Annotated in this window: 24 protein-coding genes; all 24 read left to right on the forward strand. The window is 46.1% G+C overall.

What is annotated here, in order from left to right; translation table 11 throughout:
* The first annotated feature begins 62 nt into the window (after positions 1-62).
* On the forward strand, positions 63-785 hold the full coding sequence (locus tag H615_RS0105795) for a ClpP family protease (RefSeq protein WP_027954259.1): 723 nt from the start codon (positions 63-65) through the stop codon (positions 783-785).
* A complete protein-coding gene (locus H615_RS0105800; RefSeq protein ID WP_027954260.1) occupies positions 782-988 on the forward strand; it encodes a YlzJ-like family protein in 207 nt (68 codons plus the stop codon). Before H615_RS0105795 ends, H615_RS0105800 begins: the two co-directional genes overlap by 4 nt.
* A 127-nt stretch (positions 989-1,115) precedes the next feature.
* On the forward strand, positions 1,116-3,425 hold the full coding sequence (locus tag H615_RS0105805) for a DNA translocase FtsK (RefSeq protein ID WP_035531304.1): 2,310 nt from the start codon (positions 1,116-1,118) through the stop codon (positions 3,423-3,425).
* A gap of 250 nt (positions 3,426-3,675) precedes the next feature.
* On the forward strand, positions 3,676-4,401 hold the full coding sequence (locus H615_RS0105810; protein ID WP_027954262.1) for a GntR family transcriptional regulator: 726 nt from the start codon (positions 3,676-3,678) through the stop codon (positions 4,399-4,401).
* 105 nt (positions 4,402-4,506) lie between these two features.
* On the forward strand, positions 4,507-5,628 hold the full coding sequence (locus tag H615_RS0105815; protein WP_027954263.1) for a BMP family lipoprotein: 1,122 nt from the start codon (positions 4,507-4,509) through the stop codon (positions 5,626-5,628).
* Positions 5,629-5,746: 118 nt separating this feature from the next.
* A complete protein-coding gene (locus H615_RS0105820) occupies positions 5,747-7,273 on the forward strand; it encodes an ABC transporter ATP-binding protein (protein ID WP_027954264.1) in 1,527 nt (508 codons plus the stop codon).
* Positions 7,273-8,319 (forward strand): ABC transporter permease, encoded by a 1,047-nt coding sequence (locus H615_RS0105825; protein ID WP_027954265.1) that lies wholly within the window; start codon positions 7,273-7,275, stop codon positions 8,317-8,319. Before H615_RS0105820 ends, H615_RS0105825 begins: the two co-directional genes overlap by 1 nt.
* Position 8,320: 1 nt before the next feature.
* A complete protein-coding gene (locus H615_RS0105830) occupies positions 8,321-9,280 on the forward strand; it encodes an ABC transporter permease (RefSeq protein ID WP_027954266.1) in 960 nt (319 codons plus the stop codon).
* A gap of 134 nt (positions 9,281-9,414) precedes the next feature.
* Positions 9,415-10,701, forward strand: a complete 1,287-nt coding sequence (gene yfmF / locus H615_RS0105835; RefSeq protein WP_027954267.1) for an EF-P 5-aminopentanol modification-associated protein YfmF — start codon at positions 9,415-9,417, stop codon at positions 10,699-10,701.
* On the forward strand, positions 10,701-11,996 hold the full coding sequence (gene yfmH, locus H615_RS0105840) for an EF-P 5-aminopentanol modification-associated protein YfmH (protein WP_027954268.1): 1,296 nt from the start codon (positions 10,701-10,703) through the stop codon (positions 11,994-11,996). The genes yfmF and yfmH overlap by 1 nt, the downstream gene beginning before the upstream one ends.
* Positions 11,986-12,708 carry an elongation factor P 5-aminopentanone reductase gene (ymfI, locus tag H615_RS0105845; protein ID WP_027954269.1) on the forward strand — a complete coding sequence of 241 codons (723 nt, stop codon included), beginning with the start codon at positions 11,986-11,988 and terminating at the stop codon, positions 12,706-12,708. The genes yfmH and ymfI overlap by 11 nt, the downstream gene beginning before the upstream one ends.
* Before the next feature lie 67 nt (positions 12,709-12,775).
* Positions 12,776-13,036, forward strand: a complete 261-nt coding sequence (locus tag H615_RS0105850) for a DUF3243 domain-containing protein (protein WP_027954270.1) — start codon at positions 12,776-12,778, stop codon at positions 13,034-13,036.
* 184 nt (positions 13,037-13,220) lie between these two features.
* Positions 13,221-14,012 carry a DUF3388 domain-containing protein gene (locus tag H615_RS0105855; RefSeq protein ID WP_027954271.1) on the forward strand — a complete coding sequence of 264 codons (792 nt, stop codon included), beginning with the start codon at positions 13,221-13,223 and terminating at the stop codon, positions 14,010-14,012.
* Positions 14,013-14,030: 18 nt separating this feature from the next.
* Positions 14,031-14,954 carry a helix-turn-helix domain-containing protein gene (locus tag H615_RS0105860; protein ID WP_027954272.1) on the forward strand — a complete coding sequence of 308 codons (924 nt, stop codon included), beginning with the start codon at positions 14,031-14,033 and terminating at the stop codon, positions 14,952-14,954.
* 107 nt (positions 14,955-15,061) lie between these two features.
* Positions 15,062-15,640 carry a CDP-diacylglycerol--glycerol-3-phosphate 3-phosphatidyltransferase gene (gene pgsA / locus H615_RS0105865; RefSeq protein ID WP_027954273.1) on the forward strand — a complete coding sequence of 193 codons (579 nt, stop codon included), beginning with the start codon at positions 15,062-15,064 and terminating at the stop codon, positions 15,638-15,640.
* The gene (locus H615_RS0105870) at positions 15,637-16,875 is read left to right on the forward strand and encodes a competence/damage-inducible protein A (protein ID WP_027954274.1); all 1,239 of its coding nucleotides are present in this window, start codon (positions 15,637-15,639) and stop codon (positions 16,873-16,875) included. Before pgsA ends, H615_RS0105870 begins: the two co-directional genes overlap by 4 nt.
* A 167-nt stretch (positions 16,876-17,042) precedes the next feature.
* The gene (gene recA, locus H615_RS0105875; RefSeq protein WP_027954275.1) at positions 17,043-18,086 is read left to right on the forward strand and encodes a recombinase RecA; all 1,044 of its coding nucleotides are present in this window, start codon (positions 17,043-17,045) and stop codon (positions 18,084-18,086) included.
* Between the two features lie 282 nt (positions 18,087-18,368).
* Positions 18,369-19,931: a ribonuclease Y gene (gene rny, locus H615_RS0105880; protein WP_027954276.1), complete on the forward strand. Its 1,563-nt coding sequence runs from the start codon at positions 18,369-18,371 to the stop codon at positions 19,929-19,931.
* Between the two features lie 82 nt (positions 19,932-20,013).
* Positions 20,014-20,811, forward strand: coding sequence for a TIGR00282 family metallophosphoesterase (locus H615_RS0105885; RefSeq protein WP_027954277.1), 798 nt, complete (start codon positions 20,014-20,016; stop codon positions 20,809-20,811).
* A 108-nt stretch (positions 20,812-20,919) separates the two neighbouring features.
* Positions 20,920-21,180 (forward strand): stage V sporulation protein S, encoded by a 261-nt coding sequence (locus H615_RS0105890; RefSeq protein WP_027954278.1) that lies wholly within the window; start codon positions 20,920-20,922, stop codon positions 21,178-21,180.
* A gap of 242 nt (positions 21,181-21,422) precedes the next feature.
* Positions 21,423-22,463, forward strand: a complete 1,041-nt coding sequence (gene tdh / locus H615_RS0105895; RefSeq protein WP_027954279.1) for an L-threonine 3-dehydrogenase — start codon at positions 21,423-21,425, stop codon at positions 22,461-22,463.
* 17 nt (positions 22,464-22,480) lie between these two features.
* Positions 22,481-23,656: a glycine C-acetyltransferase gene (locus tag H615_RS0105900; protein WP_027954280.1), complete on the forward strand. Its 1,176-nt coding sequence runs from the start codon at positions 22,481-22,483 to the stop codon at positions 23,654-23,656.
* A gap of 195 nt (positions 23,657-23,851) precedes the next feature.
* Positions 23,852-25,417 carry a tRNA (N6-isopentenyl adenosine(37)-C2)-methylthiotransferase MiaB gene (miaB, locus tag H615_RS0105905; RefSeq protein ID WP_027954281.1) on the forward strand — a complete coding sequence of 522 codons (1,566 nt, stop codon included), beginning with the start codon at positions 23,852-23,854 and terminating at the stop codon, positions 25,415-25,417.
* Positions 25,418-25,846, forward strand: a complete 429-nt coding sequence (locus tag H615_RS0105910; RefSeq protein ID WP_027954282.1) for a YlbF/YmcA family competence regulator — start codon at positions 25,418-25,420, stop codon at positions 25,844-25,846.
* The last annotated feature ends 27 nt before the right edge of the window (positions 25,847-25,873 follow it).

Here is a 25,873-nt window from a genome sequence, read left to right on the forward strand (position 1 = left end):
CTGTATGTTTCTTTCCGTTTTCAGTCATACTACGGGAAAAGCATGTGAAAGGAGCGGAACAGATGAAAGACGAACCTTCCAAAGAAAAAGATCCATCCAAATCCCAGTCATCCCTTGTTGACAAAATCCAGCAGCTTGGGCAGAGCAATGTCCCTCAGCCGGCAGATTCAAATATCCATGTCCTGCCGATCATCGGCCAGGTGGAGGGCCATGTCCAGCTGCCTTCACAAAACAAAACGACTAAATATGAGCACCTCATCCCACAGCTGATCGCTATTGAGCAGAACCCGAAAATCGAGGGCCTTGTCGTCCTTTTGAATACAGTGGGCGGCGATGTAGAAGCCGGGCTGGCTATATCAGAAATGATTTCTTCGCTTTCCAAGCCAACCGTATCGATCGTACTGGGAGGAGGACACTCCATCGGCGTCCCGATATCTGTATCAGCCGACTATTCATTTATTGTGGAAACAGCCACGATGACCATTCACCCGATTCGGATGACAGGTCTTGTTATCGGAGTACCGCAGACATTTGAATACATGGATAAGATGCAGGAGCGTGTCATCAGTTTCGTCACCAAGCATTCCAATATTCCTGAAGAAAAATTCAAGGAACTTATGTTTGATAAAGGGAACCTTACAAGGGATATCGGAACAAATGTTGTCGGCCAGCAGGCGGTGGATCACGGCCTCATTGATGCGGTGGGCGGTGTGAAGGAAGCGATGGCTAAATTGAACGAATTGATTGAGAGCAATAAAGATGCGGACAGTCAGGTGGTCCAATGACGATTATCTATACACCTCTAAGTGAGTATGATGTGTTTCCTGACGAATCCACCATGGAGATGGTGTATCATGAACACGGAGACTGTCCCATGATGTGCAGAAAGGGACAGGACGGTAAAAAGCAGATAGTCCAGATTCTCTCTACGGACCCTTCTCATTTTCTGGATCCGTCTTTACAGCCGGGTCAATGGTTGGACTCGTAACAAGAGGACAAGCTGTGGTATAATATAAGAACTGAATGGCGGGATGTCGGTCGTTTTTCTTCAGCAGTGGATGAAGGAAGCACCGGCATCCTTCTCTTTTCAGTTTTAGTCAGGAGGTGGAATTATTATGGCTGGAAAACGCAAAAAAAAGAAAAAGCAATCCAATCTGAAGAACCATGTAAAGTTTGAGCTCGTGGGGCTTTTGTTTCTTTTTCTTGCTGTGATTGGAAGCGGGGCATCTGCGATCAGCGATGGAGCCATCCCGGGTGGATTGGAAAGGTTCTGGCAGTTCCTTTTCGGTGTCTGGTATTTTATCGCTTCGCTGTTCTTTCTCATTGTAGGGATCTTCTTAATGGTGAAGAGAAGGTGGCCTTCGTTTTTACATAAACGCTTATTTGGTATTTATCTGATTCTTATATCCCTCATTTTGTTTACGCATCTGGAGACGCTATCTGCTGATTTAGGAACAGGGAATGGCTCCATATTAACGATGACATGGGAACGGATTACAGAAATGATGCGCGGAGAGCGCTCCTTCTACAGTGCTGGAGGTGGGTTGACAGGAGCTGTTCTATTGTCTATCACCTATTATTTGTTCGCCCAGGCCGGGGCGGCCATCGTCGCCTTTTTCCTGTTTATCACAGGAATATTGTTTGTGAGTGAATGGTCGCTGGGAGAGTTGTTTGCGATTCTTGGAAAGAATATAAAAAAACTGGGCCGTGAGCAGGTGGCCAGAATGAAAAATCAAAAACAAGACCGGAAAGTGAAGAAAGAAGAAAAAACAAAGGAACAGGAAGAGGAAGCTGTGGTCTATGACATCAGTGATTCGCCATCCGTTGTGGAAGAAGAATCGAAGAATGAACCGATCATTCAGGATTTCACAGAAACCGCCTATGCGGCTCAGGAAAAAGAACAGCCTTCTCCTGCCAAGGCTTCAGCCGGTAAACCGGACCCTGAGGGGGAGGATACGGCGTTGGAAAAATCCATGCCGACAGCTGAGCTGGAAAACCATGATTATCATCTGCCTGGAATCGAACTGCTGGATGAACCCACGTCATCCCCACAGAGTCAGGGTCGTTCCCATATCCAGGCTACGGTAAGAAAACTGGAGAAAACGTTCCAGAGCTTCGGCGTGAAAGCAAAGGTAACCAAAGTTCACGTCGGGCCTTCGGTCACAAAATATGAGGTTTATCCGGATGTAGGGGTTAAGGTTAGTAAAATCGTAAACCTTAACGATGACCTTGCTCTTGCTCTTGCGGCGAAGGATATCCGAATTGAAGCACCAATCCCGGGGAAGTCTGCCGTCGGAATTGAAGTGCCCAATCAGGAAGTGTCGATGGTTTCTCTAAGGGAAGTACTGGAAACAGGCAGGTCAAATCCTGATTCCAAGCTCAGCTTTGCTCTTGGGCGGGACATATCCGGTGAAGCCGTGATGTCCGAATTGAATAAAATGCCGCACATGCTTGTCGCCGGTGCAACAGGAAGTGGTAAGAGTGTCTGCATCAATGGCATTATTACGAGTATTCTTATGAGAGCAAAGCCCCACGAAGTGAAAATGATGATGATAGACCCGAAAAAAGTGGAACTGAATGTGTATAATGGTATTCCTCACCTCCTTGCGCCCGTTGTGACGGATCCTAAAAAAGCCTCCCGTGCCTTGAAAAAAGTGGTATCGGAAATGGAGCGGAGGTACGACCTGTTTTCTGATACAGGAACGAGGAACATCGAGAGCTATAATGAGTACATTAAAAAACACAACCAGGAACAGGAAGATGAGCAGCCGCAGCTGCCTTACATCGTTGTCCTGGTGGATGAGCTTGCCGACTTAATGATGGTAGCTTCCAACGAAGTAGAAGATGCCATTACACGTCTGGCCCAGATGGCCCGTGCCGCGGGGATCCATTTGATTATTGCCACCCAGCGTCCTTCCGTGGATGTCATTACCGGTGTCATTAAAGCCAATATTCCATCCCGTATTGCGTTCAGCGTTTCCTCGCAGACCGATTCAAGGACCATCCTCGATTCCGGAGGAGCCGAAAAACTGCTCGGCAGGGGGGACATGCTGTTCACGCCGGTCGGTTCCAACAAGCCGACACGGGTACAGGGGGCCTTCTTGTCTGATGAGGAGGTCGAACGCGTCGTCCAGTTCTGTGTCGACCAGCAGAAAGCCCAGTACCAGGAGGAAATGATTCCTGAAGAGGAAAGTGAAGTAAAACAGGAAGTCGATGATGATCTCTATCCTGAAGCAGTACAGATGGTCATAGAAATGCAGAGTGCGAGTGTTTCCATGCTCCAGCGCCGTTTCCGTGTCGGATATACACGGGCTGCGCGCCTGATCGATGCTATGGAGGATAACGGAATCGTCGGTCCTTATGAAGGAAGCAAGCCGCGTTCTGTCCTGGTATCTCAGCAGAGTGAGGAACAGCATACATCTTGAGTAAAGACAGCCTGGATAACCAGGCTGTCTTTTTCTATAGAGAAAAAACTCGGGGATATGTTCAAAAATATGATCATTCTTAAAGTTTCACATTCTGTCAAAAATGAAGCAAAATTCATAAAAATGACCTAATTCTATTTATTTATCTGTTGAATAGTGTTATATTATTGTCAAAATATGATGTGTCGAACGTCAGAGGTCAGATCACTGCTGTGACACTGGCTGATCCATAGATTCCGGGGTGAAACATATGTCAATCAAACAGGATACACGTCACCTTTATTTACAGGTGATTGAACAAGTGAAAAGAGATATTGAAAACGGTATCTTTAAAGAAAAGCAGAAACTGCCTTCCGAGTTCCAGCTTTCCAAATCTCTCGGTGTTTCCCGAGCTACTTTAAGGGAGGCGCTGCGGATTCTGGAAGAAGAGGGAGTAGTCACAAGACGTCACGGGGTGGGGACGTTTGTGAACCCAAAACCATTGTTTACATCAGGCATTGAAGAACTCGACAGTGTGACAGGGATGATAACGAAGTCGGGGATGACTCCAGGGACCCAGTATCTATCTGCTGATTTAGTAGAAGCGACCGAAGAGGATAAAAAACGGTTTTCACCTTTGGATGTCCAGCACCTGGCCAAAGTGGAGCGTGTGCGGACAGCGGACGAGCATCCTGTCGTATACTGCACAGACAAGATTCCGGAAGGGCTGCTTCCCATTGATCAGATCCGAGAAGCGGACTCTCTGTTCAATGTACTGGAGAAATACACTGGAAAGACGATCGGCTATGCCGTCACGCACATTGAACCGATCGGCTTCCATGACCGGATTTCACCGATTCTGAACTGTGAGCCGGATCAGTCGCTGCTCCTGCTTAAACAGATGCATTATTCCCAGGATGATATCCCGATGCTTTTGTCCTCCAACTACTTCAGGGCTGATAAATTCAGCTTTCACGTTTTGAGAAAAAGAGTGTAAGCGTTTACAATTTGATAACTTCAGGGAGGTGAGGCCTCTACAAACTGCCGTAAGTTTCTCTTGCTTCAACTTATACTTAAACCAATAGGGGGGGTAAACGTTTTGTTGAAAAGTCGTTTTCTTATGGTATTTGTTTTGTTAGTAACGTTTGGAATGGTCCTTGCTGCCTGTGGTTCATCAGATAGTGAAGAAAGTACTGGAGGAGATTCCGGTGAGAGCTCTGGCAATGAAGAGTCAGGCGGTGACGGCGGAAGTGGAGACTTCTCTGTGGCAATGGTTACCGACGTCGGCGGCGTTGATGATAAATCCTTCAACCAGTCAGCATGGGAAGGTCTGCAGGCGTTCGGGGAAGAGAATGGGTTGAGCAAAGGTGAAGGGATTGATTACGCTCAGTCTGAAAGTGATGCTGATTATGCAACAAACCTGAATCGTCTTGTTCGTCAGGATTATAACCTGATTTTCGGAATTGGTTACCTTCTGCAGCCGGCTATTAAAGAAGTCGCCGGGCAGTACCCTGATACAAGCTTTGCGCTTGTTGACTCCGTTCAGGAAGGGGACAACATTGCAAGTATCGTATTTAAGGAACATCAAGGTTCCTTCCTTGCTGGAGTTGCTGCTGCAAAGAAAACACAATCCAACCAAATTGGCTTCATCGGCGGGGTTGACGGAAACCTGATCAACAAATTCGAAGCCGGTTTTGTGGCGGGCGTTAAATCCGTGAATGCGGATATTGATGTAGAAATTGAATATGCTGAGAATTTCAACGATCCGGAAAAAGGACGTGCTTTAGCCTCCAATATGTATTCCAAAGGCGTTGACGTGATTTATCATGCTTCCGGCGGGACAGGGAACGGAGTCTTCGCAGAAGCGAAGGACTTAAAAAATGCCAGTCCTGATGAAGACGTATGGGTGATCGGTGTTGACCGTGACCAGTATGAGGAAGGTCAGATCGGTGATGCCAACGTTACACTCACTTCCATGGTGAAGCGGGTGGATATCGCTGTTCAGGATGTATCCGAGCAGGCGATGAACGGGGAGTTTCCGGGTGGCGAAGTCATTGAGTATGGTCTTGAGGACGATGCTATCAGCATCGCTGAAACAAATGAAGAAGCGATGACGGAGGAAATCACTTCTTCCGTTAATGAATGGAAGGAAAAAATCATTAACGGCGATGTGGAAGTTCCGAGCACTCGTGAAGAACTGGAATCCTTTGTAGACGCACTGTAGGGAGAAAAGGCTGGTGAAAGCCGGCCTTTTCTTATGTCAATGAAAATCATCAAATGAAAAGCTGTTCCGGCCCTTTTCCTTTGGTGATTTTTAAAGGTCAAACGGGGGAGGAAGAGAGATGGAATATGTTATTGAAATGCTGAAAATCAGAAAAGAATTTCCAGGCATTGTCGCCAATGACGATATTACGCTCCGTGTTCAAAAAGGGGAGATTCATGCGCTGCTAGGCGAGAATGGAGCGGGGAAATCCACCTTGATGAATGTTTTATTCGGCCTTTATCAGCCGGAACAAGGCGAAATAAAAGTCCGTGGTGAACAAGTGAAGATTACGGATCCGAACACAGCCAACGCCCATGGTATAGGGATGGTGCACCAGCACTTTATGCTTGTCGATACATTTACGGTCACTGAAAATATCATTCTTGGCAGCGAGCCTAAAAAAGGCGGAACGGTCGACATAAAAAAAGCGGAAAAGCAGGTCGCAGAGTTATCGGAACAGTACGGGCTGAATGTAGACCCGAGTGCAAAAATCCGTGATATATCTGTCGGTATGCAGCAGCGTGTAGAAATTTTGAAAACGCTTTATAGAGGGGCGGATATCTTAATTTTTGACGAGCCCACGGCCGTTCTGACTCCTCAGGAAATCAAAGAACTGATAGAGATCATGAACAACCTGGTGAAGGAAGGAAAATCCATTATCCTGATCACTCATAAGCTGAAGGAAATTATGGAAGTGTGTGACAGGTGTACAGTCATAAGAAAAGGTCGTGGAATCGGAACGGTGGATGTGAGCGAAACGACCCCTGATCAACTGGCAGCGCTTATGGTCGGCCGTGATGTCAGCTTTTCAACGGAGAAAACAGCCGCTCAACCGAATGAAGTCTATCTGTCTATTAAGGATCTTCATGTCAAGGACGGGCGTGGAGTTGATATGGTTAAAGGACTGAATCTGGACGTCCGGTCCGGTGAAATCGTCGGTATTGCTGGTGTTGACGGTAATGGACAGTCGGAGTTGATCGAAGCTGTTACAGGCTTGAGAAAAAGTGAATCAGGGACGATTCACCTGCACGAAAAAGTCATCTCCAATCTTACACCGCGGAAGGTAACCCAGTCCGGCGTCTCCCACATCCCGCAGGACCGCCATAAGTTTGGTCTTGTCCTTGATTTTCCGATTGGGGAAAACATGGTTCTTCAGACCTATTATGATGAGCCGTTTTCTAAAAAAGGTGTGATGAACTTTAAGAACATCTATGAAAAAGCGTCAGATTTGATCCAGGAATATGACGTCCGGACCCCTGATGCCTATACAAAAGCAAGAGCTCTATCAGGCGGGAACCAGCAGAAAGCGATCATCGGCAGGGAAGTGGACAGATCACCAGATTTGATTATAGCCGCGCAGCCTACAAGAGGTCTGGACGTAGGAGCGATTGAGTTCATTCATAAAAAACTGATCGAAGAACGGGATAAAGGGCGTGCCATTCTGCTTCTTTCCTTTGAACTGGATGAAATTATGAATGTCAGTGACCGGATTGCGGTTATGTTTGATGGTTCCATTATTCGAGAAGTTGCTCCGGAGGGTACGAATGAGCAGGAGCTCGGTCTGCTTATGGCTGGAAATACTGGTCAGAAAGCGGGGGGCGTCTAATGTTCTCCAACCGGATGATTAATATATTGATCCCTGTGCTTTCTGTTATCCTCGGTCTTGTTGCTGGTGCTGTGATTATGCTTGTATTCGGATACAACCCGTTAGATGGGTTCGCCGCTCTATGGAAGGGGGCTTTTGGGGATTCCTACTTCTTTGGTGAGACGATCCGGCAGGTGACTCCCTACATCCTATCGGGGCTGGCCGTTGCTTTTGCCCTCCGTTCTGGCCTGCTTAATATCGGCGTAGAGGGGCAGGTGTTTGTAGGCTGGCTGGCGTCTGTCTGGATCGGTATATCTTTTGAGCTTCCGATGGTGGTCCATCTCCCTCTGGCGATTACTGCAGCGGCCTTTGCTGGAGCAGCGTGGGGCTTCATACCCGGACTTCTGAAAGCGAAATTAGGTGTCCATGAAGTGATCGTCACGATCATGATGAACTACATTGCTCTTTATGTCTCTAACGCCGTAATACGAAGTTTGTTGACCGATGGCGCTGACCGGACGGAAAATATCGCTGCTACTGCGTCATTGAAATCAGAATGGCTGGCTGAGATGACGTTTTATTCACGGATCCACTATGGATTTATTATCGCCATCGCTATGGCGGTGGTCATGTGGTTTATATTGAACCGGACAACGAAAGGATTCGAACTGCGGGCCGTCGGGTTTAACCAGCATGCATCCAACTATGCAGGCATGAATGTGGGCCGGAACATTATTACCGCTATGGTCATATCCGGAGCATTTGCCGGCCTTGCGGGTGCCATGGAAGGTCTCGGTACGTTTGGATTCATGTCGATTAAGTCAGGTTTCACAAATATCGGTTTTGACGGCATCGCCGTCGCCCTTCTGGGAGCAAATACAGCTGTAGGGGTGGTTCTTGCCGCCTTCTTATTCGGTATCCTGAAGATAGGTGCCCTCAATATGCCGACAGAAGCCGGTGTGCCAACCGAACTCGTAGAAATCATCATCGCTCTTATTATTTTCTTTGTAGCATCCAGCTATATGATTCGCTGGGTCCTTCTACGGTTCAAGAAGGAGGGGAAATAAAATGGAATTTTTAGAGGTGTTCAGCCGTATCCTCGGATCCGCTGTCATTTTTGCAACCCCGTTGATTTTCACAGCGCTTGGCGGAGTATTCAGTGAGCGTTCCGGTGTTATTAATATCGGACTGGAAGGTTTGATGATCATGGGGGCTTTTGTAGGTATTGTCTTTAACCTGACTTTCCACACGGTTTTTGGTGCTGCAACTCCCTGGATATCCATGCTGGCGGCGGTGATCGTATCCGCTCTGTTTTCCCTCGTCCACGCGGCAGCATCGATTACCTTCCGCGCCGATCAGGTTGTCAGCGGTGTGGCCATTAACTTTCTCGCTCTCGGAATCGGGCTGTTTCTTACAAAACAGTGGTACGACAAAGGGCAGACAGACTTCATTAAACAGCCTTTTTACTCTTCGGATGTTCCTGTTCTTAACAATATTCCTATTGTTGGGGAGATGTTGTTCAGTGGCTGGTACTGGACGTCTTACCTTGCCATTGCCATGGCGTTTGCTGCCTGGTTCGTGCTGTACAAAACCCCGTTCGGCCTTCGGTTGAGGTCGGTGGGCGAACATCCGATGGCGGCGGATACGAACGGCATTCATGTATACCGGATGCGTTATATCGGAGTTATGATTTCAGGTGCCCTCGGGGGGCTGGGGGGTTCCGTTTATGCCATGACTGTAGCGTTGAATTTTTCTCATGGCACCATTTTAGGACAGGGGTTCATCTCGCTCGCCGCCGTTATTTTTGGTAAGTGGCATCCCCTTGGTGCCCTAGGAGCAGCCATCTTTTTCGGCTTCGCTCAAAGTCTGAGCATTGTTTCCTCCGATATTGCCTTTTTAGAAGATGTCCCTTCCGTTTTTATGCTGATCGCTCCATATGTCCTGACGATTCTCGCACTCGCTGGATTTATTGGACGGGCGGAAGCACCTAAATCACTCGGAGAAGCATATATTAAAGGAAACCGATAAATATCTGTCCGGTGCTTTGGTGCCGGGCTGATTTTTTTACTTTTGTCCATATTTCCCTTACTATAAAACATAGTTATAATGGATGAATATGGACATCTGCGTCTATACTACTAAAAAGTACAAGGAGGATGGAAATGAAAATTACAAAAGAAACGATACTCGAAAAAGATGGGTACCGTCTACATATTTTACCAAGTAAGAAATATAAAACGATGAATATAGTAGCCAAATTCAAAGCTCCCTTAAAACGTGATGGGATTACGGAGAGGGCGCTTCTTCCGCATGTGCTTCAAAAAGCTACAAACCAGCACCCATCTGTAAGGTCTTTTCAGGCAGCATTTGAAAATCTTTATGGAACAGCTTTATCCAGTGATGGTTCGAAAAAAGGCGAAAACCATGTCATTAGTTTCCGGATGGAAGTGGTGAATGAATCTTATCTGAATGACAACGAACCGATTCTGGAGGAAGCATTTCAGTTGTTCCACAATGTCCTGTTTGATCCGAAAACTGTGGAGAACGGTTTTGACCCTGATATCGTTGAGCGTGAAAAACAGACACTTGAACAGAAAATCACTTCCATCAAGGATGATAAGATGAGCTATGCCAACCTTCGTCTCATGGACCACATGTGTAAAGGGGAGCCTTACGCCCTTCACGTCCATGGATATCAGGAGGACATGTCATCCATTACTCCGGAATCGCTTTACACTTATTATCAGCAGATGATCAAACAGGATATGCTGGATGTGTACGTGATCGGAGACATGGATGAAAAAGATGTGGAAACATTAACAGACCGGTATTTCCATCGCAGTGGCAGCACGAATGAGGATAACGATCAGGTTTCTGTGTCCAAAGATGTCCAGGACTCTTCAGAGATCATTGAACGAGAAGAGGTCAATCAGGGAAAACTTCATCTCGGCTATCGTACATACACGAAGTTCGGAGATGATGACTATTATGCGCTGCAGGTGTTTAATGGTATTTTCGGTGGATTTCCGAGCTCGAAGCTGTTCATGAATGTCAGGGAAAAGCACAGCCTTGCGTACTATGCGGCATCAAGATTTGAGAGTCACAAAGGTCTTCTGCTTGTCTTCAGCGGGGTGGATCCAAAGGACTATGATCAAGCGAAATCCATTATTCTGGATCAGATGGAAGCGATGAAAAATGGAGACTTTACAGAAGAGCAGGTAGAGGAGACGAAAGAACAAGTCATTAACCAGCTGAAAGAGACGATGGATAATGCCAATGGATTGATCGAAGTGCTTTACCATCAAATGCTTTCCGGAATCGACATGCCGGCGGACCAGCTTATCGAAAATATCCGTGGAGTAACCAAAGAGCAGGTCGTTCAAATGGCGGAAAAGATTAAACTGGACACTATTTATTTCTTAACAAGTCACGAGGGAGGGGAAGAGTGATGGAAGAGTTAGTCTATCAACAATTGAATGAAACGGTGTATCAGGAAACACTTGACAACGGCTTGAAAGTATTCCTTCTATCAAAGCCTGAAATGGCAAAAACTTTCGGGATTTTTACAACCAATTACGGTTCTATAGATCAAACATTCACACCGATCGGTCAAGATGAAAAAGTTACAGTTCCAGAAGGGATTGCTCACTTCCTGGAGCACAAGCTGTTTGAAAAAGAAGACCGGGACGTTTTTCAGGATTTCACACGCCTCGGGGCTTCTGCAAACGCCTTTACTTCCTTTACGAAAACAGCCTATTTATTTACAGCGACCAGTCAGGTGGAGAAAAATGTTCAAACCCTGTTGGATTTTGTTCAGGATCCTTATTTTTCGGAGGAATCGGTAGAAAAAGAAAAAGGGATTATAGCACAGGAGATCCGCATGTATGACGATCAGCCGGACTGGAGATCCTTTTTCGGAACCATCCAGAGCCTCTACCATAATCACCCGGTAAAAGTCGATATAGCCGGAACGGTGGAAAGCATTCAGGAAATAACGAAAGACGACTTATATACGTGTTATGAAACGTTTTATCATCCGTCCAACATGGTTTTATTCGTGGCTGGTAACATTGAACCTGAATCCATGATGACATTGATCCGTGAAAACCAGGGGCAGAAGGAATTTCCTCCAGCACCTGAAATCAATCGTTCCTATCCGGATGAACCTACTCATGCAGCCCGCAAGGAACATTCCATTACGATGCCGGTAACAACGGCAAAAGCCATGGTTGGTGTTAAGGAAGATGTCAGCGGCCTGAAAGGAGAAGAACTGCTGCGGCGGGAACTTCTTTCCGGCATGATTCTTGATTATTATTTCTCCAAGAGCGGAGCCTTCTATGAAGAATTGTACAAAGCTGATCTTATTGATGACAGTTTCCAGTTCGAAACAGAACTCGACCGTCACTTCGGCTTTACTATTCTTGGCGGCGATTCAAGAAAACCGGATGAAATGGCTGCCCGTGTGAAGGAAATGCTGCATGAATTAAAAGATATGCGGATCGCTGATGAAGACTTTACTCGTATGAAGCGTAAAAAAATCGGTCAATTCATGCGTGCGCTCAATTCACTTGAGTTTATAGCGAACCAGTTCACTCATTACCATACGCTTGGTGTTGATCTATTCGAAGTGCTTCCGGTGATTGAATCATTGACAGCTGATGATGCTGAAGAATACCTCAAAGACTGGCTTAATGAAGAAGCCATTGCTGTTTTCCAGGTAAAACCACAGTCCAATGAGTCGTAAACGCTGCCTCATTCTTGGAGCGAGCGGTGGGATTGGTGAAGCTATTGTCCACCGGGTCGTCGAAGATGGCTGGGCTGCAGGGGTTCAGTATTATACCAATGAAGAGAAAATCCGTTCGATGCAGCAGGATGTACCAAAAGATCAATGGGCGGGGGCTTTTCAGGGGGACCTTTCGACAGAGGATGGCCTGAATGCCTTTCTCAACCTGCTTCCCGCTGAGTGGGATGCGGTTATCTTTGCCGGCGGCCATATGTACAGCGGAATGTTTCAGGATATGGATGCAGAGGATATGGACGCGTTGTATTATGTTCATGTGAAAGCCCTGTGGATGACAACCCGGCATGTACTGCCGTATATGATTCAGCAGAAACATGGGAATATCATCGTAATCTCCTCCATCTTCGGTACAGAAGGAGCAAGCATGGAAGTTGCCTACAGTTCGGTCAAGGGAGCGCAGAACACGTTTGTGAAAGGTCTGGGCCGGGAGCTTGCTCCCAGTCATATCCGGGTAAATGCAGTGGCTCCTGGTTTGATCCAGACGAAGATGAACGGGCACCTCACTTTGGAGGACCTTCAGGCTCTCGAAAATGATATACCTATGGGTCGTGCCGGAACTCCTGATGAGGTGGCTGATGCTGCCGGATTTTTACTCGGCGGAGCTTCCCGCTATGTAACAGGACAGATTCTCCATGTCAATGGCGGCTGGTCTTAATTTCATGAATAAGACCAGCTGTTCCTCCTCATACTAAGCTTGAAAAAATTCAGAGGAGGGAACAGACATGTCTGTGCTCGATAATTGGGATTCTTGGAAAGACTTTCTTGGTGATCGTCTCCATCAGGCTGAAGGACAGGGGATTAATGACAGAGCCGTTTCAGAATTAGCGTATGAAATCGGAGGATACCTGGCCAATTCTGTTGACGCTAAAAACAATGAGGAAGCCGTTCTTCGTGATTTGTGGAACGTCGCAGATGAAAAAGAACAGCATGCAATCGCTAATATGATGGTGAAGCTTGTTCAAAATAACGGTTCCCAGCAGTAATTGAAAAAAATCCGTACAAATTGTACGGATTTTTTATTTATGCATTCCTGCTATTTTTTTGCAGAGATCATAGTTCCCGCCTTTCCTATTTAAAGAAAATCCTTTATGATAGATAAAAGAGTAGATCAATCCAAATATCACTCGTCTTTGACAAATACCGACATTTTTTTAGAGGGGTTGGAACATGGATAAAACAGAATGGTATCTGGAATATGAAATTCAATACAACCGTCCGGGACTTCTGGGGGACATCTCCTCATTGTTGGGTATGATGGCCATTAATATCGTGACGATCAATGGAGTTGAAAATTCGCACAGGGGCATGCTTCTTCTCTGCAAGGATGACGAGCAGATCACCCGCTTAAAATCGATTTTAAATACAATGGATACGATTAAAGTAACGAAACTCCGGCGCCCGAAATTAAGAGATCGTTTAGCGGTCCGTCATGGAAGGTACATACACAGTGATATCGATGACCGTAAAACATTCCGTTTCAACCGGGAAGATCTTGGACTCCTGGTTGATTTTATGGCGGAGTTGTTTATGAAGGAAGGCCATAAGCTTGTCGGCATCCGGGGCATGCCGCGTGTCGGTAAGACTGAATCGGTAGTCGCAGCAAGCGTTTGCGCCAACAAAAGGTGGCTGTTTGTCTCCAGTACATTGTTGAAGCAGACGGTAAGGAATCAGCTGATCGATGAGGAATACAGCGAAGATAACCTGTATATCATTGATGGAATCGTTTCTGCAAAACGGGCCAATGAGAAACACTGGCAGCTCGTCAGGGAGATTATGCGTCTTCCTGCGACCAAAGTCATTGAGCATCCGGATATTTTTGTTCAGGAAACCGAATACAAGATGGATGACTTTGATTACATCATTGAACTTCGAAACAATGAAGATGAGGAAATTACTTATGAACCTGTGGAAAAACCGGAAATGAAGATGAATGAGGGATTTTCCATGTTTGATTTTTAAAATTGGATGGTGTTACACATGGAGATTGGAGCTAGATTAAAGGAAGCAAGGGAGACGAAGGGACTTTCGCTTGAGGACCTTCAAGAAACAACGAAAATACAGAAACGTTATCTTCAAGCTATAGAAAGTAATGATTTTCAAGTTCTTCCGGGGAAATTTTATACCCGCGCATTCATTCGTGAATATGCTTCTGCTGTCGGTCTGGATCCGGAACAGGTAATGGAAGAGCATAAAAATGAACTGCCCACTTACGAAGAGGAAAATACGGTCCAGTTCAGCCGGGTGCAGAAATCAAAGCAGGAAGCCGCTCAGAAAAGCGGAGGCACTTCCCGTTTCCTTCCTACTTTCCTTACCGTAGGGCTTGTCGTCGGTGTGATCTTAGTCGTTTGGATTTTCATGCAGAGCGGCAGTGAGGACAGCGGAGCACCTGCTGACAGTTCTTCATCAGATGAAATCAGTGTTCCGGCCGGTTCTGAAGAAGACACGACTGAAGAGACGTCCGGTGATGAAGAAGAAGCGCAGGCTGGTGAGCAGGAGCAGAACGAAGACAGCGGTGCTGAGGAAGAAAAGGCTGAAGAGAAAGAAGAGGATAGTGAGCCTGAAGAAAAACAACCGGGCGTGGAGCTTTCGGAAGAGGGGACAGGTTCATTCCCGATGCACACTTATGAAGTGGTGCCGGCCGGAGATTCCAAAGTAACTGTTGAATTTTCCGGAAATGTCTATATGGAGATTCAATCCCCGCAGGGGGGAGAGAATCTTGTGACTCCCCGTGAATATACATCTGCTGACTCTCCTGTCACGATTGATATAGGAGATAAGCAGGAAGTATACATCAAAACCGGAAATGCTCCCGGTATGACGGTGAACGTGGATGACCAACCAGTAACTTTCCCTGATCCGGAACTGACGACGCAGAAGTTATTGTTGCAAATGAAGGAATAAAATCTATATAATCATGAACGGGCTGCCCTTTCAATATCGACAGAGTGACAAAGCCTCTCGATTGACCGGGCAGTCTTTTATTTACTGTTTTGTAGGAGTGTGGAGAAATGAATTTACCAAACAAGATTACGTTATCCAGAATTTTTCTTATTCCCATTTTTATTATTCTCATGAGTGTGCCTTTTGGATGGGGCACGCTGGAAATGGGAGAAAGAGAACTTCCAGTGGCTCACCTTGCCGGTGCAGTTCTCTTTATTATTGCTTCCACTACGGATTGGATTGACGGGTATATTGCCCGTAAATATTCACTCGTGACCAACCTCGGAAAGTTTCTCGATCCTCTGGCCGATAAACTGCTTGTAAGTGCGGCCCTCATCCTGCTCGTAGAGATTGGACTTGCTCCGGCATGGATTGTCATTCTCATAATCAGCCGCGAGTTTGCTGTTACAGGTCTGAGGCTTGTCGCAGCAGGTGAGGGAAGTGTACTGGCTGCCAGTCAGATGGGTAAACTGAAAACGTGGATTCAGATCATTGCCATATCAGCACTGCTTCTGCATAACTGGCCATTCGCTTTTATCGGTTTTCCTTTTGGGATGATTACGCTGTATCTTGCCTTAATCATTACGGTGTATTCCGGTTATGATTACTTCAAGAAAAACTGGCATGTTATGAGAGATTCTAAATGAGAACAGAAGTTATAGCCGTAGGAACAGAACTGCTTTTAGGTCAGATTGCAAATACAAATGCCCAGTGGATATCACAGAGAATGGCAGAACTCGGACTTCCTGTATACAGTCATGCTGTGGTTGGGGATAACCTCGACCGTGTCGCGGGTTCTTTCAGGGAAGCGGCCAGACGTTCGGATATTATTATTGTTACAGGCGGCCTCGGGCCGACAGAGGATGACTTGACAAGGGATGCCGGGAGTATGATCCTCGGGAAGCCTGTCCATGAACATGCTCCGTCTATGGAAAGAATCGAAGCATATTATAAAAAAAACAATAAAACAATGAGTTTGAATAATAGAAAGCAGTCCCACGTTTTTGACGGGGCATTCGTACTGGACAACAAGGAAGGAATGGCCCCCGGCCAGATCATTCAACAGGGAGAAGTCACCTGGGTTTTCCTTCCCGGTGTGCCCCGTGAAATGAAGGCGTTAATGGAAAGCGGAGTGATTCCTTTTCTCCAGAGGTCCTTTTCTCTTCAATCAGAGATTGTTTCAGAGATGCTCCATTTTATAGGCATAGGGGAATCGGATCTTGAAACCCAGCTGCAGGCGCTCATTTCCCACCAGACTAATCCGACCCTTGCCCCACTGGCTAGTGAAGGGGAAGTGGGTTTACGGTTGACCGCAACAGGGGAAACGACAGATGAAGCAAAAGCGAAAATTGCTGAGATGAAGAGGGTTGTTCTTGATAAGGTTGGAGATTTTTATTATGGAAGTGACGATGAAACGATCGAAAGCACCGTCCAGCGGCTTCTTTCCCGGCATGGATATCGTCTGGGCGCCGCAGAGAGCTTCACAGGAGGGAAGTTCATAGAACGTATGATTTCCCTTCCCGGCGCTTCAGCGGTCTGTCAGGGCGGTCTGACGACTTATACGGCCGAAATGAAGGAGCAGGTCCTTGATATCCCTAAATACCTGATCAGAGAATACGGAACGATCAGTCATGAGTGTGCCGAGATGATGGCACTGAATACCCAGTCCCTGCTTCATGTGGATGCTGCTGTCAGTTTTACAGGAGTAGCCGGACCGGATTCAAGTGAAGGGAAGGAGCCTGGAACCGTATTTATCGGCCTGCAGATCAGGGACAAGAGTCCTGAGGTCCACCGATTCCAATTCCAGGGTGGTCGTGATCAAGTAAGGGAACGTGCGGTGAAGAAAGGGTTTGAGCTTTTATTTCACCACTTGAAAGATTAAATTTTCAATAATGGAACGCAAAAGGTTTTTGATATTCTCCCTGGGAGAGCATCAAAAACCTTTCGTTCCCAGCAGGTAAATAAACGGGAACAAATATTCGCTTTTCGGTTGGCAAATCCTTTAAAACAAGTTATGATAGGTATAGAAATTTTGAAAGGCGGTATACAATGAGCGATCGTAAACAAGCATTAGATATGGCATTGCGTCAAATAGAGAAACAATTCGGAAAAGGTTCGATCATGAAGATGGGTGAAGGTGCGGAGCAGAGGGTTAATACTGTTCCCAGTGGGTCTCTAGCTCTTGATGTGGCCCTTGGAGTCGGCGGCTATCCACGCGGTCGGATTGTGGAAATATACGGACCGGAATCTTCAGGTAAAACTACGGTTGCCCTTCACGCGATTGCGGAAGCGCAGAGAAAAGGCGGCCAGGCGGCATTCATCGATGCGGAGCACGCCCTGGACCCGGTCTATGCAAGAGCTCTGGGTGTCGACATTGAAGAACTTCTGCTTTCCCAGCCGGATACAGGGGAACAGGCTTTGGAAATCGCTGAAGCTCTCGTACGAAGCGGGGCTGTAGATATGGTGGTCATTGACTCTGTGGCTGCCCTTGTTCCAAAAGCAGAGATTGAAGGGGAAATGGGTGATTCCCACGTGGGGCTGCAGGCGCGCTTAATGTCCCAGGCTCTTCGTAAGCTTTCCGGTGCGATTAATAAATCGAAGACAACGGCTATTTTCATCAACCAGATTCGTGAGAAGGTCGGCGTGATGTTTGGTAACCCGGAAACGACTCCGGGCGGCCGCGCCCTGAAATTCTACTCTTCTGTACGTCTTGAAGTTCGCCGTGCAGAAACATTGAAACAGGGGAACGAAATGGTGGGGAATAAAACCCGCTTGAAAGTGGTTAAGAACAAAGTGGCACCGCCATTCAGACAGGCCGAAGTAGATATTATGTACGGGGAAGGAATCTCCAGAGAGGGAGAACTTGTGGATATTGGAACAGACCTGGATCTCATTCAGAAGAGTGGATCATGGTATTCTTATAATGATGAACGTCTCGGTCAGGGGCGTGAGAATGCCAAACAGTACCTGAAAGAGAACGTTGAAGTTTATGAGGAAGTGAAACGACTGATCCGCGACCATTATGGTATGGAAGCGGACGAGGAAAAGGCTGAAACTTCCAGTAAGGACAGCCAGGAAACACTGGACGTATAAATCGTTCCTGCGGTGAAATGTTGGGTGAGAATGAAGAAAGCAGCGCTGAAAAAAGCGCTGCTTTTCCAATATATTCAGAGGTAGGAATAAACTGATATTTTTAAATTTTTGCATATGTCAGCAGATACATAGCGGGATTCCTTGACATTCCGCATAGTCAGGCATAAAATGAATGTGTATCATTTTCATCTTTATACCCTTAATTTAACAAATGAAACTGAAAATGAATCGTTTGTATTTACCGACAAACGGACCAAGTTCATAGCAAGAGGAGGTGAAATTATGGATTTGATATCCTCGCTCATCTTCATTTTGCTTGCCCTTATCATCGGTTCTGTTGTTGGTTATCTTATTCGGAAGTCGATAGCGGAAGCGAAAATTTCCAGTGCTGAGGAATTAGCCAGACAAATTGTGGAGGAAGGACACCGCAATGCTGAATCGGCTAAAAAAGAGGCTCTTCTTGAAGCGAAAGAAGAGAATCAGAAATTCCGCCAGGAAGCTGAAAGCGAAGTTCGCGAACGCCGCTTGGAACTGCAGAAAACCGAAAACCGTTTGAATCAGAAAGAAGAGAATCTTGATCGTAAGAGTGGAACGCTGGATCAGCGTGATCTTTCACTCGAGAAGAAAGAAGGAACTCTTGCCGAGAGACAACAACAAATTGAAGAAATGGAAAGCAAAGTGAAAGCTATGCTTCAAGAACAGCAGACAGAGCTTGAAAGAATATCAAGCTTAACATCTGATCAGGCCAAACAGGTTATTTTGGAACGTGTTGAACAGGAAGTCTCTCATGAATCGGCGCTTATGATTAAAGAAGCGGAGAACCGGGCGAAAGAGGAAGCCGATAAAAAAGCGAAAAATATTTTATCCCTTGCTCTCCAGCGTTGTGCCGCTGATCACGTAGCCGAAACCACCGTATCTGTTGTCAATCTGCCTAATGACGAAATGAAAGGTAGAATTATCGGTCGGGAAGGACGAAATATCCGTACGCTGGAAACTTTAACTGGTATTGATCTTATCATTGATGATACACCTGAAGCGGTTATTTTATCCGGTTTTGACCCAATCCGAAGAGAAACAGCACGTATGGCTCTTGAGAAACTTGTTCAAGATGGACGTATACACCCTGCGAGAATTGAAGAAATGGTTGATAAGTCCCGCCGCGAAGTGGATGATTACATCCGCGAGGTCGGGGAGCAGACAACCTTCGAAGTCGGGGTTCACGGTCTTCATCCAGACCTTATCAAGATTCTCGGCCGCCTTAAATATCGTACGAGTTATGGTCAGAATGTCCTTAAGCACTCCACGGAAGTTGCCTACTTATCCGGCCTTCTGGCCGCAGAACTAGGTGAAGATGAAATGCTTGCCCGCCGTGCCGGACTTCTGCATGACATCGGAAAAGCGATAGACCATGAGGTAGAAGGAAGCCACGTTGAAATTGGTAAGGAACTTGCCATTAAGTATAAGGAAAACGACACTGTCGTGAACGCAATCGCTTCCCACCACGGAGATGAAGAGCCTACGTCAATTATTTCTGTACTCGTTGCGGCTGCCGATGCCCTATCTGCAGCACGACCGGGGGCAAGAAGTGAAACGCTCGAAAATTACATCAAGCGTCTTGAAAAACTTGAGGAAATTTCTGAGTCTTACGAAGGTGTAGAGAAATCATTTGCGATTCAGGCAGGTCGTGAAGTACGTATTATGGTCCGCCCTGATGAAATTGATGATCTTGAAGCAACAAGACTGGCGCGCGATATCCGGAACAGAATCGAGGGAGAACTTGATTATCCGGGACATATTAAAGTAACGGTCATTCGTGAAACGCGCTCTGTCGAGTATGCGAAATAAATAAAGCGGCCTTAGCGGCCGCTTTATTTATTTTTCAGAGGAAAAACAGGAAACATTACACAACTAAAGGAATGAATGATCTATGAGAATTTTATTTATTGGAGACGTTGTTGGTTCTCCAGGCAGAGATATGGTAGAGACGTATCTTCCAAAATTGAAAAAAAAGTTTCAGCCGGCCGTCACGATTATCAATGGCGAAAATGCAGCCTCCGGCAAAGGGATTACGGAAAAGATTTACCGCCGGTTTCTGGAACTGGGTGCGCAGGCAGTGACACTCGGAAACCATGCGTGGGATAAGAAGGAGATTTTTGAGTTTATTGATAAGGCGGATTATCTTGTCCGCCCGGCCAATTTCCCGGAAGGTACGCCGGGGCGGGGCCTTACGTACGTAAAGACACCAAAAGGAGAAATTGCTGTGATTAACCTTCAAGGGCGGACGTTTATGGCACCGAACGATGATCCGTTCCGAAAAGCAGATGAGTTAATAGAGCAGGCATCTAAGCGAACTTCTTTGATTTTCCTGGATTTCCATGCCGAGACGACCAGTGAAAAACAAGCCATGGGATGGTATGTGGATGGGCGTGTTAGTGTTCAGGTCGGTACACATACCCATGTTCAAACGGCAGATGAACGGATTCTTCCCGAAGGCACAGGATATATTTCAGATGTAGGAATGACGGGTCCATACGACGGAATCCTCGGAATGGATAGAGAAGCGGTCTTAAAACGCTTCAAAACGAATCTTCCTGTACGTTTTGAAGTGCCTAAAACGGGAAGAGCACAACTAAGTGCCTTCTTGGTGGATGTGGATGATAAAACAGGGAAAACGGTAAAAGTAAAGCGGATCTTAATCAACGACGACCATCCTTTTTTTGAGTGATTATTTGAATTTTGCGACAAATTCATTCATAATGAAAAGGTAATATCCTACATCTCCAAGAATATAGTAGTTATGGAACAACTATAGTGATTGAAGGAGGAACTAGTAATGGAAGTCTTAAAAGTATCAGCTAAATCCGTACCTAATTCTGTAGCAGGAGCTTTAGCGAATGTCATAAGAGAAAGAGGAACAGCTGAAATTCAAGCCATTGGTGCAGGGGCTCTAAACCAGGCTGTAAAAGCTGTAGCCATTGCTCGAGGATTTGTCGCCCCCAGCGGAATGGATTTAATATGCATTCCAGCTTTTACGGATATTCTAATTGACCAAGAAGAACGAACAGCGATTAAACTGATTGTCGAACCCAGATAACTGATCCTTCAGGGAGATCCATTACTTTACATTACCTGTTTCATTTTAACGGATAAACCGCACTTAATCAGTGCGGTTTTTTATATGGATTCCCCGCAGCACCCGTCTCTATCGAAAGCGGTGTCATTTTATGATCATTTGTATTTTTACAGTGGACATGAAAATTTGATTATTTTTTCATTCGTGTTAGAATGGCTTTATAAAGGGATAAAGATGAAATATAATCAGGGGAGATGTTCACTGTGAATGGAAAGATGAAAGCAATCATAAAACATCACCGCGGACCCGGAGCGAAGCTTGAGAAAGTGGATATTCCTCAGGTTAAGGATGATGAAGTACTCATCCGTGTCAAAGCTACCTCCATCTGCGGAACGGATGTACATATTTATAACTGGGATGAATGGTCAGAAAGTCGTGTCCAGCCGCCATATGTGTTCGGGCATGAATTTTCCGGAGAAATTGTGGAAACTGGAACAAATGTGGAGCATTTTCAAAAAGGGGATTACGTCAGTGCGGAAACACATCTTGTCTGCGGCCACTGTCCACAGTGTTTGACAGGAAAGTATCATATCTGTGCCCATACAAAAATCATTGGTGTCGACACACAAGGGTGTTTTGCTGAATATGTGGCTCTTCCAGCGGAAAATCTATGGAAGAATCCGGAAGATCTTCCTTCCGATATCGCCTCCATCCAAGAGCCGATGGGAAATGCCGTTCATACCGTCTTGAACGGGGAAGTAACAGGAAAAACCGTTGCGGTTATCGGCTGTGGTCCTATAGGCCTGATGGCTGTCGGCGTAGCTGTTGCTGCAGGCGCCTCCCAGGTGCTGGCTTTTGATTTGAATGCATACCGTCTGGGACTGGCAGAGAAGATGGGGGCAACAGCTGTTATTCAGTCATCTGAAGAAGATCCCGTGGAAAAAGCATTGGCGCTGACGAATCATCATGGAGTTGATGTGGTCTGTGAAATGAGCGGGCACCCTGTAGCGATGGATCAAGGTTTTAAGATGGTGACTAATGGAGGACGTGTTTCCATTTTGAGTCTGCCGACCAAACGGGTCAGCCTGGATGTCACGAACGACATCGTATTCAAAGGAGTGGAAGTTCAGGGGATCACTGGCAGGAAGATGTACGAAACGTGGCAGCAGGTCTCCCGTCTTCTGCAATCCGGTCAGGTGAATGTGAAACCGATCATCACCCACCATTTGAAACTGGAGGAATTTGAAAAAGGTTTTGAATTAATGAATGAAGGTCTATGCGGAAAAGTAATTCTTCACCCATAATTAAAGGAGGATGAACGATGAAAGGTTTTGAGTATTTACAAAAAGAACTGGATGAAATGCAGGAACAGGGAACATTCCGCCGCTTGATTCCATTGGAGTCCGCTCAAGGGTCCAAAGTGACAATCAAAGGAAAGGAAGTTATCCAGCTTTCTTCCAACAACTACCTGGGGCTGACTTCCCATCCAAGATTAAAAAAAGCGGCAGAAGAAGCGAATGCGGAATATGGCGTTGGAACAGGTTCAGTGAGGACCATTGCAGGTACATTGAAGATGCATGAAGATTTTGAAGAAAAACTGGCTGAATTCAAGCATACAGAAGCTGCCCTTGTCTTCCAATCCGGGTTTACTACCAACCAGGGGGTATTATCCTCGATTCTTGGTAAAGACGATGTTGTCATCTCTGATGAATTGAATCATGCTTCGATTATAGACGGAATCCGCCTGACTAAAGCCGACCGGAAAATTTACAAGCATGTGAACATGGAATCTTTGGAAGAGGCATTGAAGGAGAGCGGGGACTACCGCACACGTCTCGTAGTGACAGATGGCGTTTTCTCTATGGATGGCAACATAGCACCGCTTCCAGAAATTGTTGCATTGGCCGAGAAGTATGATGCGCTGATTATGGTGGATGATGCACACGCGAGCGGTGTGCTTGGTGATAACGGTCGAGGTACAGTGAATCATTTTAATTTAGACGGTCGTGTTCACATCCAGGTGGGTACCTTGAGTAAAGCTATCGGTGTTCTCGGCGGTTATGTAGCCAGTACAAAAACGCTGAGAGAGTACTTGATACATAAAGGGCGTCCATTCCTGTTCAGTACATCTCATCCACCTGCTGTGACTGCTGCCAATGAGGCTGCGATTGATGTCCTTCTTGAAGAGCCGGAATTAATTGAACGCCTCTGGGATAATACCTCATTCTTTAAGGATGGCTTGACGAAGCTTGGATTTGATACGGGTATCAGTGAAACTCCGGTCACCCCGGTCATGATTGGCGATGACGCTCTGACCCACACCTTCTCGGATGAATTATTTGAAGAAGGAGTTTTTGCCCAGGGTATTGTCTTCCCGACTGTGCAGAGGGGGAAAGGACGTATACGGACGATTGTAACGGCGGAACATTCCACTGAAGAGCTTCAGCAGGCTTTGGACGCTTTTGAAAAAGTGGGCAGGAAGCTGGATATTATCTAAACCAAGGGGGCTTATGTAAGTCTCTGTGCTAATGTAAAGAAATACAGAATAAATGGAAAAGTCTAAAAGGATCGTTGGGTTTGGTCACTGCCGGAACGATCCTTTTTGTTCTGTATTTTTCCATTTGACTTAATTTATCATAGAAAACTTGATATAATGATACAGTTAGAAGGATCGGCTTGAAAGGAGATTATAATGAACGAACAGCAGAGAAAAGAAATGTCTCAGATCCGTCAGACTGATGTTTCCGCTGCAGATCTGGACAATTTGAACCGTTTGAAGCAGCAGTCAAGCGAAGATTACGTCAAATATTTCCAAACAACCTATCAGCCTCCAAATATGAGGGACGCCCAGCGCCGCAAGCGCAAGGAAACGGATATCCATTATGATTTTGAAATTCCGGAAGACATGGATCAGGCCGGCCGTGGGAAAAAATATATGATCCGTACATATGGATGCCAGATGAATGAACATGACACCGAAGTTATGGCCGGTATTTTTGAAGAAATGGGCTATGTTTCCACGAATGACACGAAAGAAGCAGATATTATCCTGTTGAACACGTGTGCCATCCGCGAAAATGCTGAAAACAAAGTTTTCGGAGAAATCGGACACCTTAAACCGTTGAAAATGGAGAACCCGAATCTGATTATTGGGATCTGCGGCTGTATGTCACAGGAGGAATCCGTAGTCAATCGTATTTTGAAGAAGCACCCATTCATCGACCTGATCTTTGGTACCCATAACATCCATCGTCTCCCACAGCTTGTAAAAGAAGCGATGTTCGGGAAGGAAATGGTCATTGACGTATGGTCCAAGGAAGGCGATATCATTGAGAACCTTCCCCGCTCACGAAAAGGTAAGATTAAGGCATGGGTGAACATAATGTATGGATGCGATAAATTCTGTACATACTGCATCGTTCCGTATACCCGTGGGAAAGAGCGGAGCCGTCTCCCTGGAGACATCATCCAGGAAGTCCGTCATCTCGCAGCGCAGGGCTATAAGGAAGTGACGCTTCTCGGCCAGAATGTGAACGCTTACGGAAAAGATCTGGATATGGAATATGGACTCGGGGACTTGATGGATGAACTTCGAAGCATTGATCTTCCACGTGTCCGTTTTACCACCTCCCATCCAAGGGATTTCGATGACCGGCTGATTGAAGTGCTCGCTAAAGGCGGCAACATGCTGGATCATATCCATCTTCCTGTCCAGTCCGGGAATACAGATGTTCTGAAAATTATGGGGCGTAAATATTCCCGGGAGGAGTATCTGGAGCTTGTCCGTCGTATACGCACAGCTATGCCGGGAGCTACACTTACCACAGACATTATCGTCGGTTTTCCCAATGAAACAGAGGAACAGTTTCAGGACACCCTTTCCCTTGTAGAAGAGGTTGGATTTGAAGCGGCTTATACGTTCATCTATTCCCCAAGGGATAATACACCTGCAGCGAAGATGAAGGATAATGTATCGATGGAGGAGAAGAAAGACCGTCTCCAGCGTCTGAATAAAATGGTGAATCAGCAGTCAGCAGAAGCGATGAGTCAATATGAGGGCGAAGTGGTGGATGTTCTTGTCGAAGGTGAAAGTAAAAATAATCCAGACGTCCTGGCCGGATATACGAAACGAAACAAGCTTGTGAATTTCCGGGGGCCCCGTTCCATTATCGGAAAGATCGTACCTGTAAAAGTAATCAAGGCAAAAACTTGGTCTCTGGATGGAGAACTGGTAGAATCTAGCGTAGAGGTGAAATAAATGGCACAATACACACGTCAAGAAGTAGTCGATGAAGCAAAAAAACTGGCAAAAATGATGGCTGATATAGAAGAGATTGACCGCTTCAAGCAGCTGGAATCCAAGTTGAATGAAAACCAGAAGGTGCAGTCACACATTAAGAAAATTAAAGCGCTCCAAAAACAGGCCGTGAACTTCCAGGCTTATGGAAAAACGGAGGCGCTGAACCGAATTGAAAAAGAAATTGATCGTCTTCAGGATGAGCTGGACGAAATTCCAGTTGTGGCTGAGTTTAAAGAAACACAGACGGTCATCAATGATATTTTACAGATGGTTTCGAGCACGATTTCCCGTGAAGTTACCAATGAGGTGATCCGTTCCACAGGAGGAGATCTCCTTCAGGGGGAAACGGGTTCTTCCAACAATCAAAGTCATGGCTGCAGCCGTTGATGCATACACTTCCGTCAGAGGGGTTTC

The organism is Halobacillus kuroshimensis DSM 18393 (genome assembly GCF_000425705.1).
Lineage (GTDB): Bacteria > Bacillota > Bacilli > Bacillales > Halobacillaceae > Halobacillus > Halobacillus kuroshimensis.

Bases quoted from the DNA above. Each gene is read 5' to 3' on its own strand.
- H615_RS0105795 (WP_027954259.1), top strand. From the start codon at position 63: ATGAAAGACGAACCTTCCAAAGAAAAAGATCCATCCAAATCCCAGTCA.
- H615_RS0105800 (WP_027954260.1), top strand. From the start codon at position 782: ATGACGATTATCTATACACCTCTAAGTGAGTATGATGTGTTTCCTGAC.
- H615_RS0105805 (WP_035531304.1), top strand. From the start codon at position 1,116: ATGGCTGGAAAACGCAAAAAAAAGAAAAAGCAATCCAATCTGAAGAAC.
- H615_RS0105810 (WP_027954262.1), top strand. From the start codon at position 3,676: ATGTCAATCAAACAGGATACACGTCACCTTTATTTACAGGTGATTGAA.
- H615_RS0105820 (WP_027954264.1), top strand. From the start codon at position 5,747: ATGGAATATGTTATTGAAATGCTGAAAATCAGAAAAGAATTTCCAGGC.
- H615_RS0105825 (WP_027954265.1), top strand. From the start codon at position 7,273: ATGTTCTCCAACCGGATGATTAATATATTGATCCCTGTGCTTTCTGTT.
- H615_RS0105830 (WP_027954266.1), top strand. From the start codon at position 8,321: ATGGAATTTTTAGAGGTGTTCAGCCGTATCCTCGGATCCGCTGTCATT.
- yfmF (WP_027954267.1), top strand. From the start codon at position 9,415: ATGAAAATTACAAAAGAAACGATACTCGAAAAAGATGGGTACCGTCTA.
- yfmH (WP_027954268.1), top strand. From the start codon at position 10,701: ATGGAAGAGTTAGTCTATCAACAATTGAATGAAACGGTGTATCAGGAA.
- ymfI (WP_027954269.1), top strand. From the start codon at position 11,986: ATGAGTCGTAAACGCTGCCTCATTCTTGGAGCGAGCGGTGGGATTGGT.
- H615_RS0105850 (WP_027954270.1), top strand. From the start codon at position 12,776: ATGTCTGTGCTCGATAATTGGGATTCTTGGAAAGACTTTCTTGGTGAT.
- H615_RS0105855 (WP_027954271.1), top strand. From the start codon at position 13,221: ATGGATAAAACAGAATGGTATCTGGAATATGAAATTCAATACAACCGT.
- H615_RS0105860 (WP_027954272.1), top strand. From the start codon at position 14,031: ATGGAGATTGGAGCTAGATTAAAGGAAGCAAGGGAGACGAAGGGACTT.
- pgsA (WP_027954273.1), top strand. From the start codon at position 15,062: ATGAATTTACCAAACAAGATTACGTTATCCAGAATTTTTCTTATTCCC.
- H615_RS0105870 (WP_027954274.1), top strand. From the start codon at position 15,637: ATGAGAACAGAAGTTATAGCCGTAGGAACAGAACTGCTTTTAGGTCAG.
- recA (WP_027954275.1), top strand. From the start codon at position 17,043: ATGAGCGATCGTAAACAAGCATTAGATATGGCATTGCGTCAAATAGAG.
- rny (WP_027954276.1), top strand. From the start codon at position 18,369: ATGGATTTGATATCCTCGCTCATCTTCATTTTGCTTGCCCTTATCATC.
- H615_RS0105885 (WP_027954277.1), top strand. From the start codon at position 20,014: ATGAGAATTTTATTTATTGGAGACGTTGTTGGTTCTCCAGGCAGAGAT.
- H615_RS0105890 (WP_027954278.1), top strand. From the start codon at position 20,920: ATGGAAGTCTTAAAAGTATCAGCTAAATCCGTACCTAATTCTGTAGCA.
- H615_RS0105900 (WP_027954280.1), top strand. From the start codon at position 22,481: ATGAAAGGTTTTGAGTATTTACAAAAAGAACTGGATGAAATGCAGGAA.
- miaB (WP_027954281.1), top strand. From the start codon at position 23,852: ATGAACGAACAGCAGAGAAAAGAAATGTCTCAGATCCGTCAGACTGAT.
- H615_RS0105910 (WP_027954282.1), top strand. From the start codon at position 25,418: ATGGCACAATACACACGTCAAGAAGTAGTCGATGAAGCAAAAAAACTG.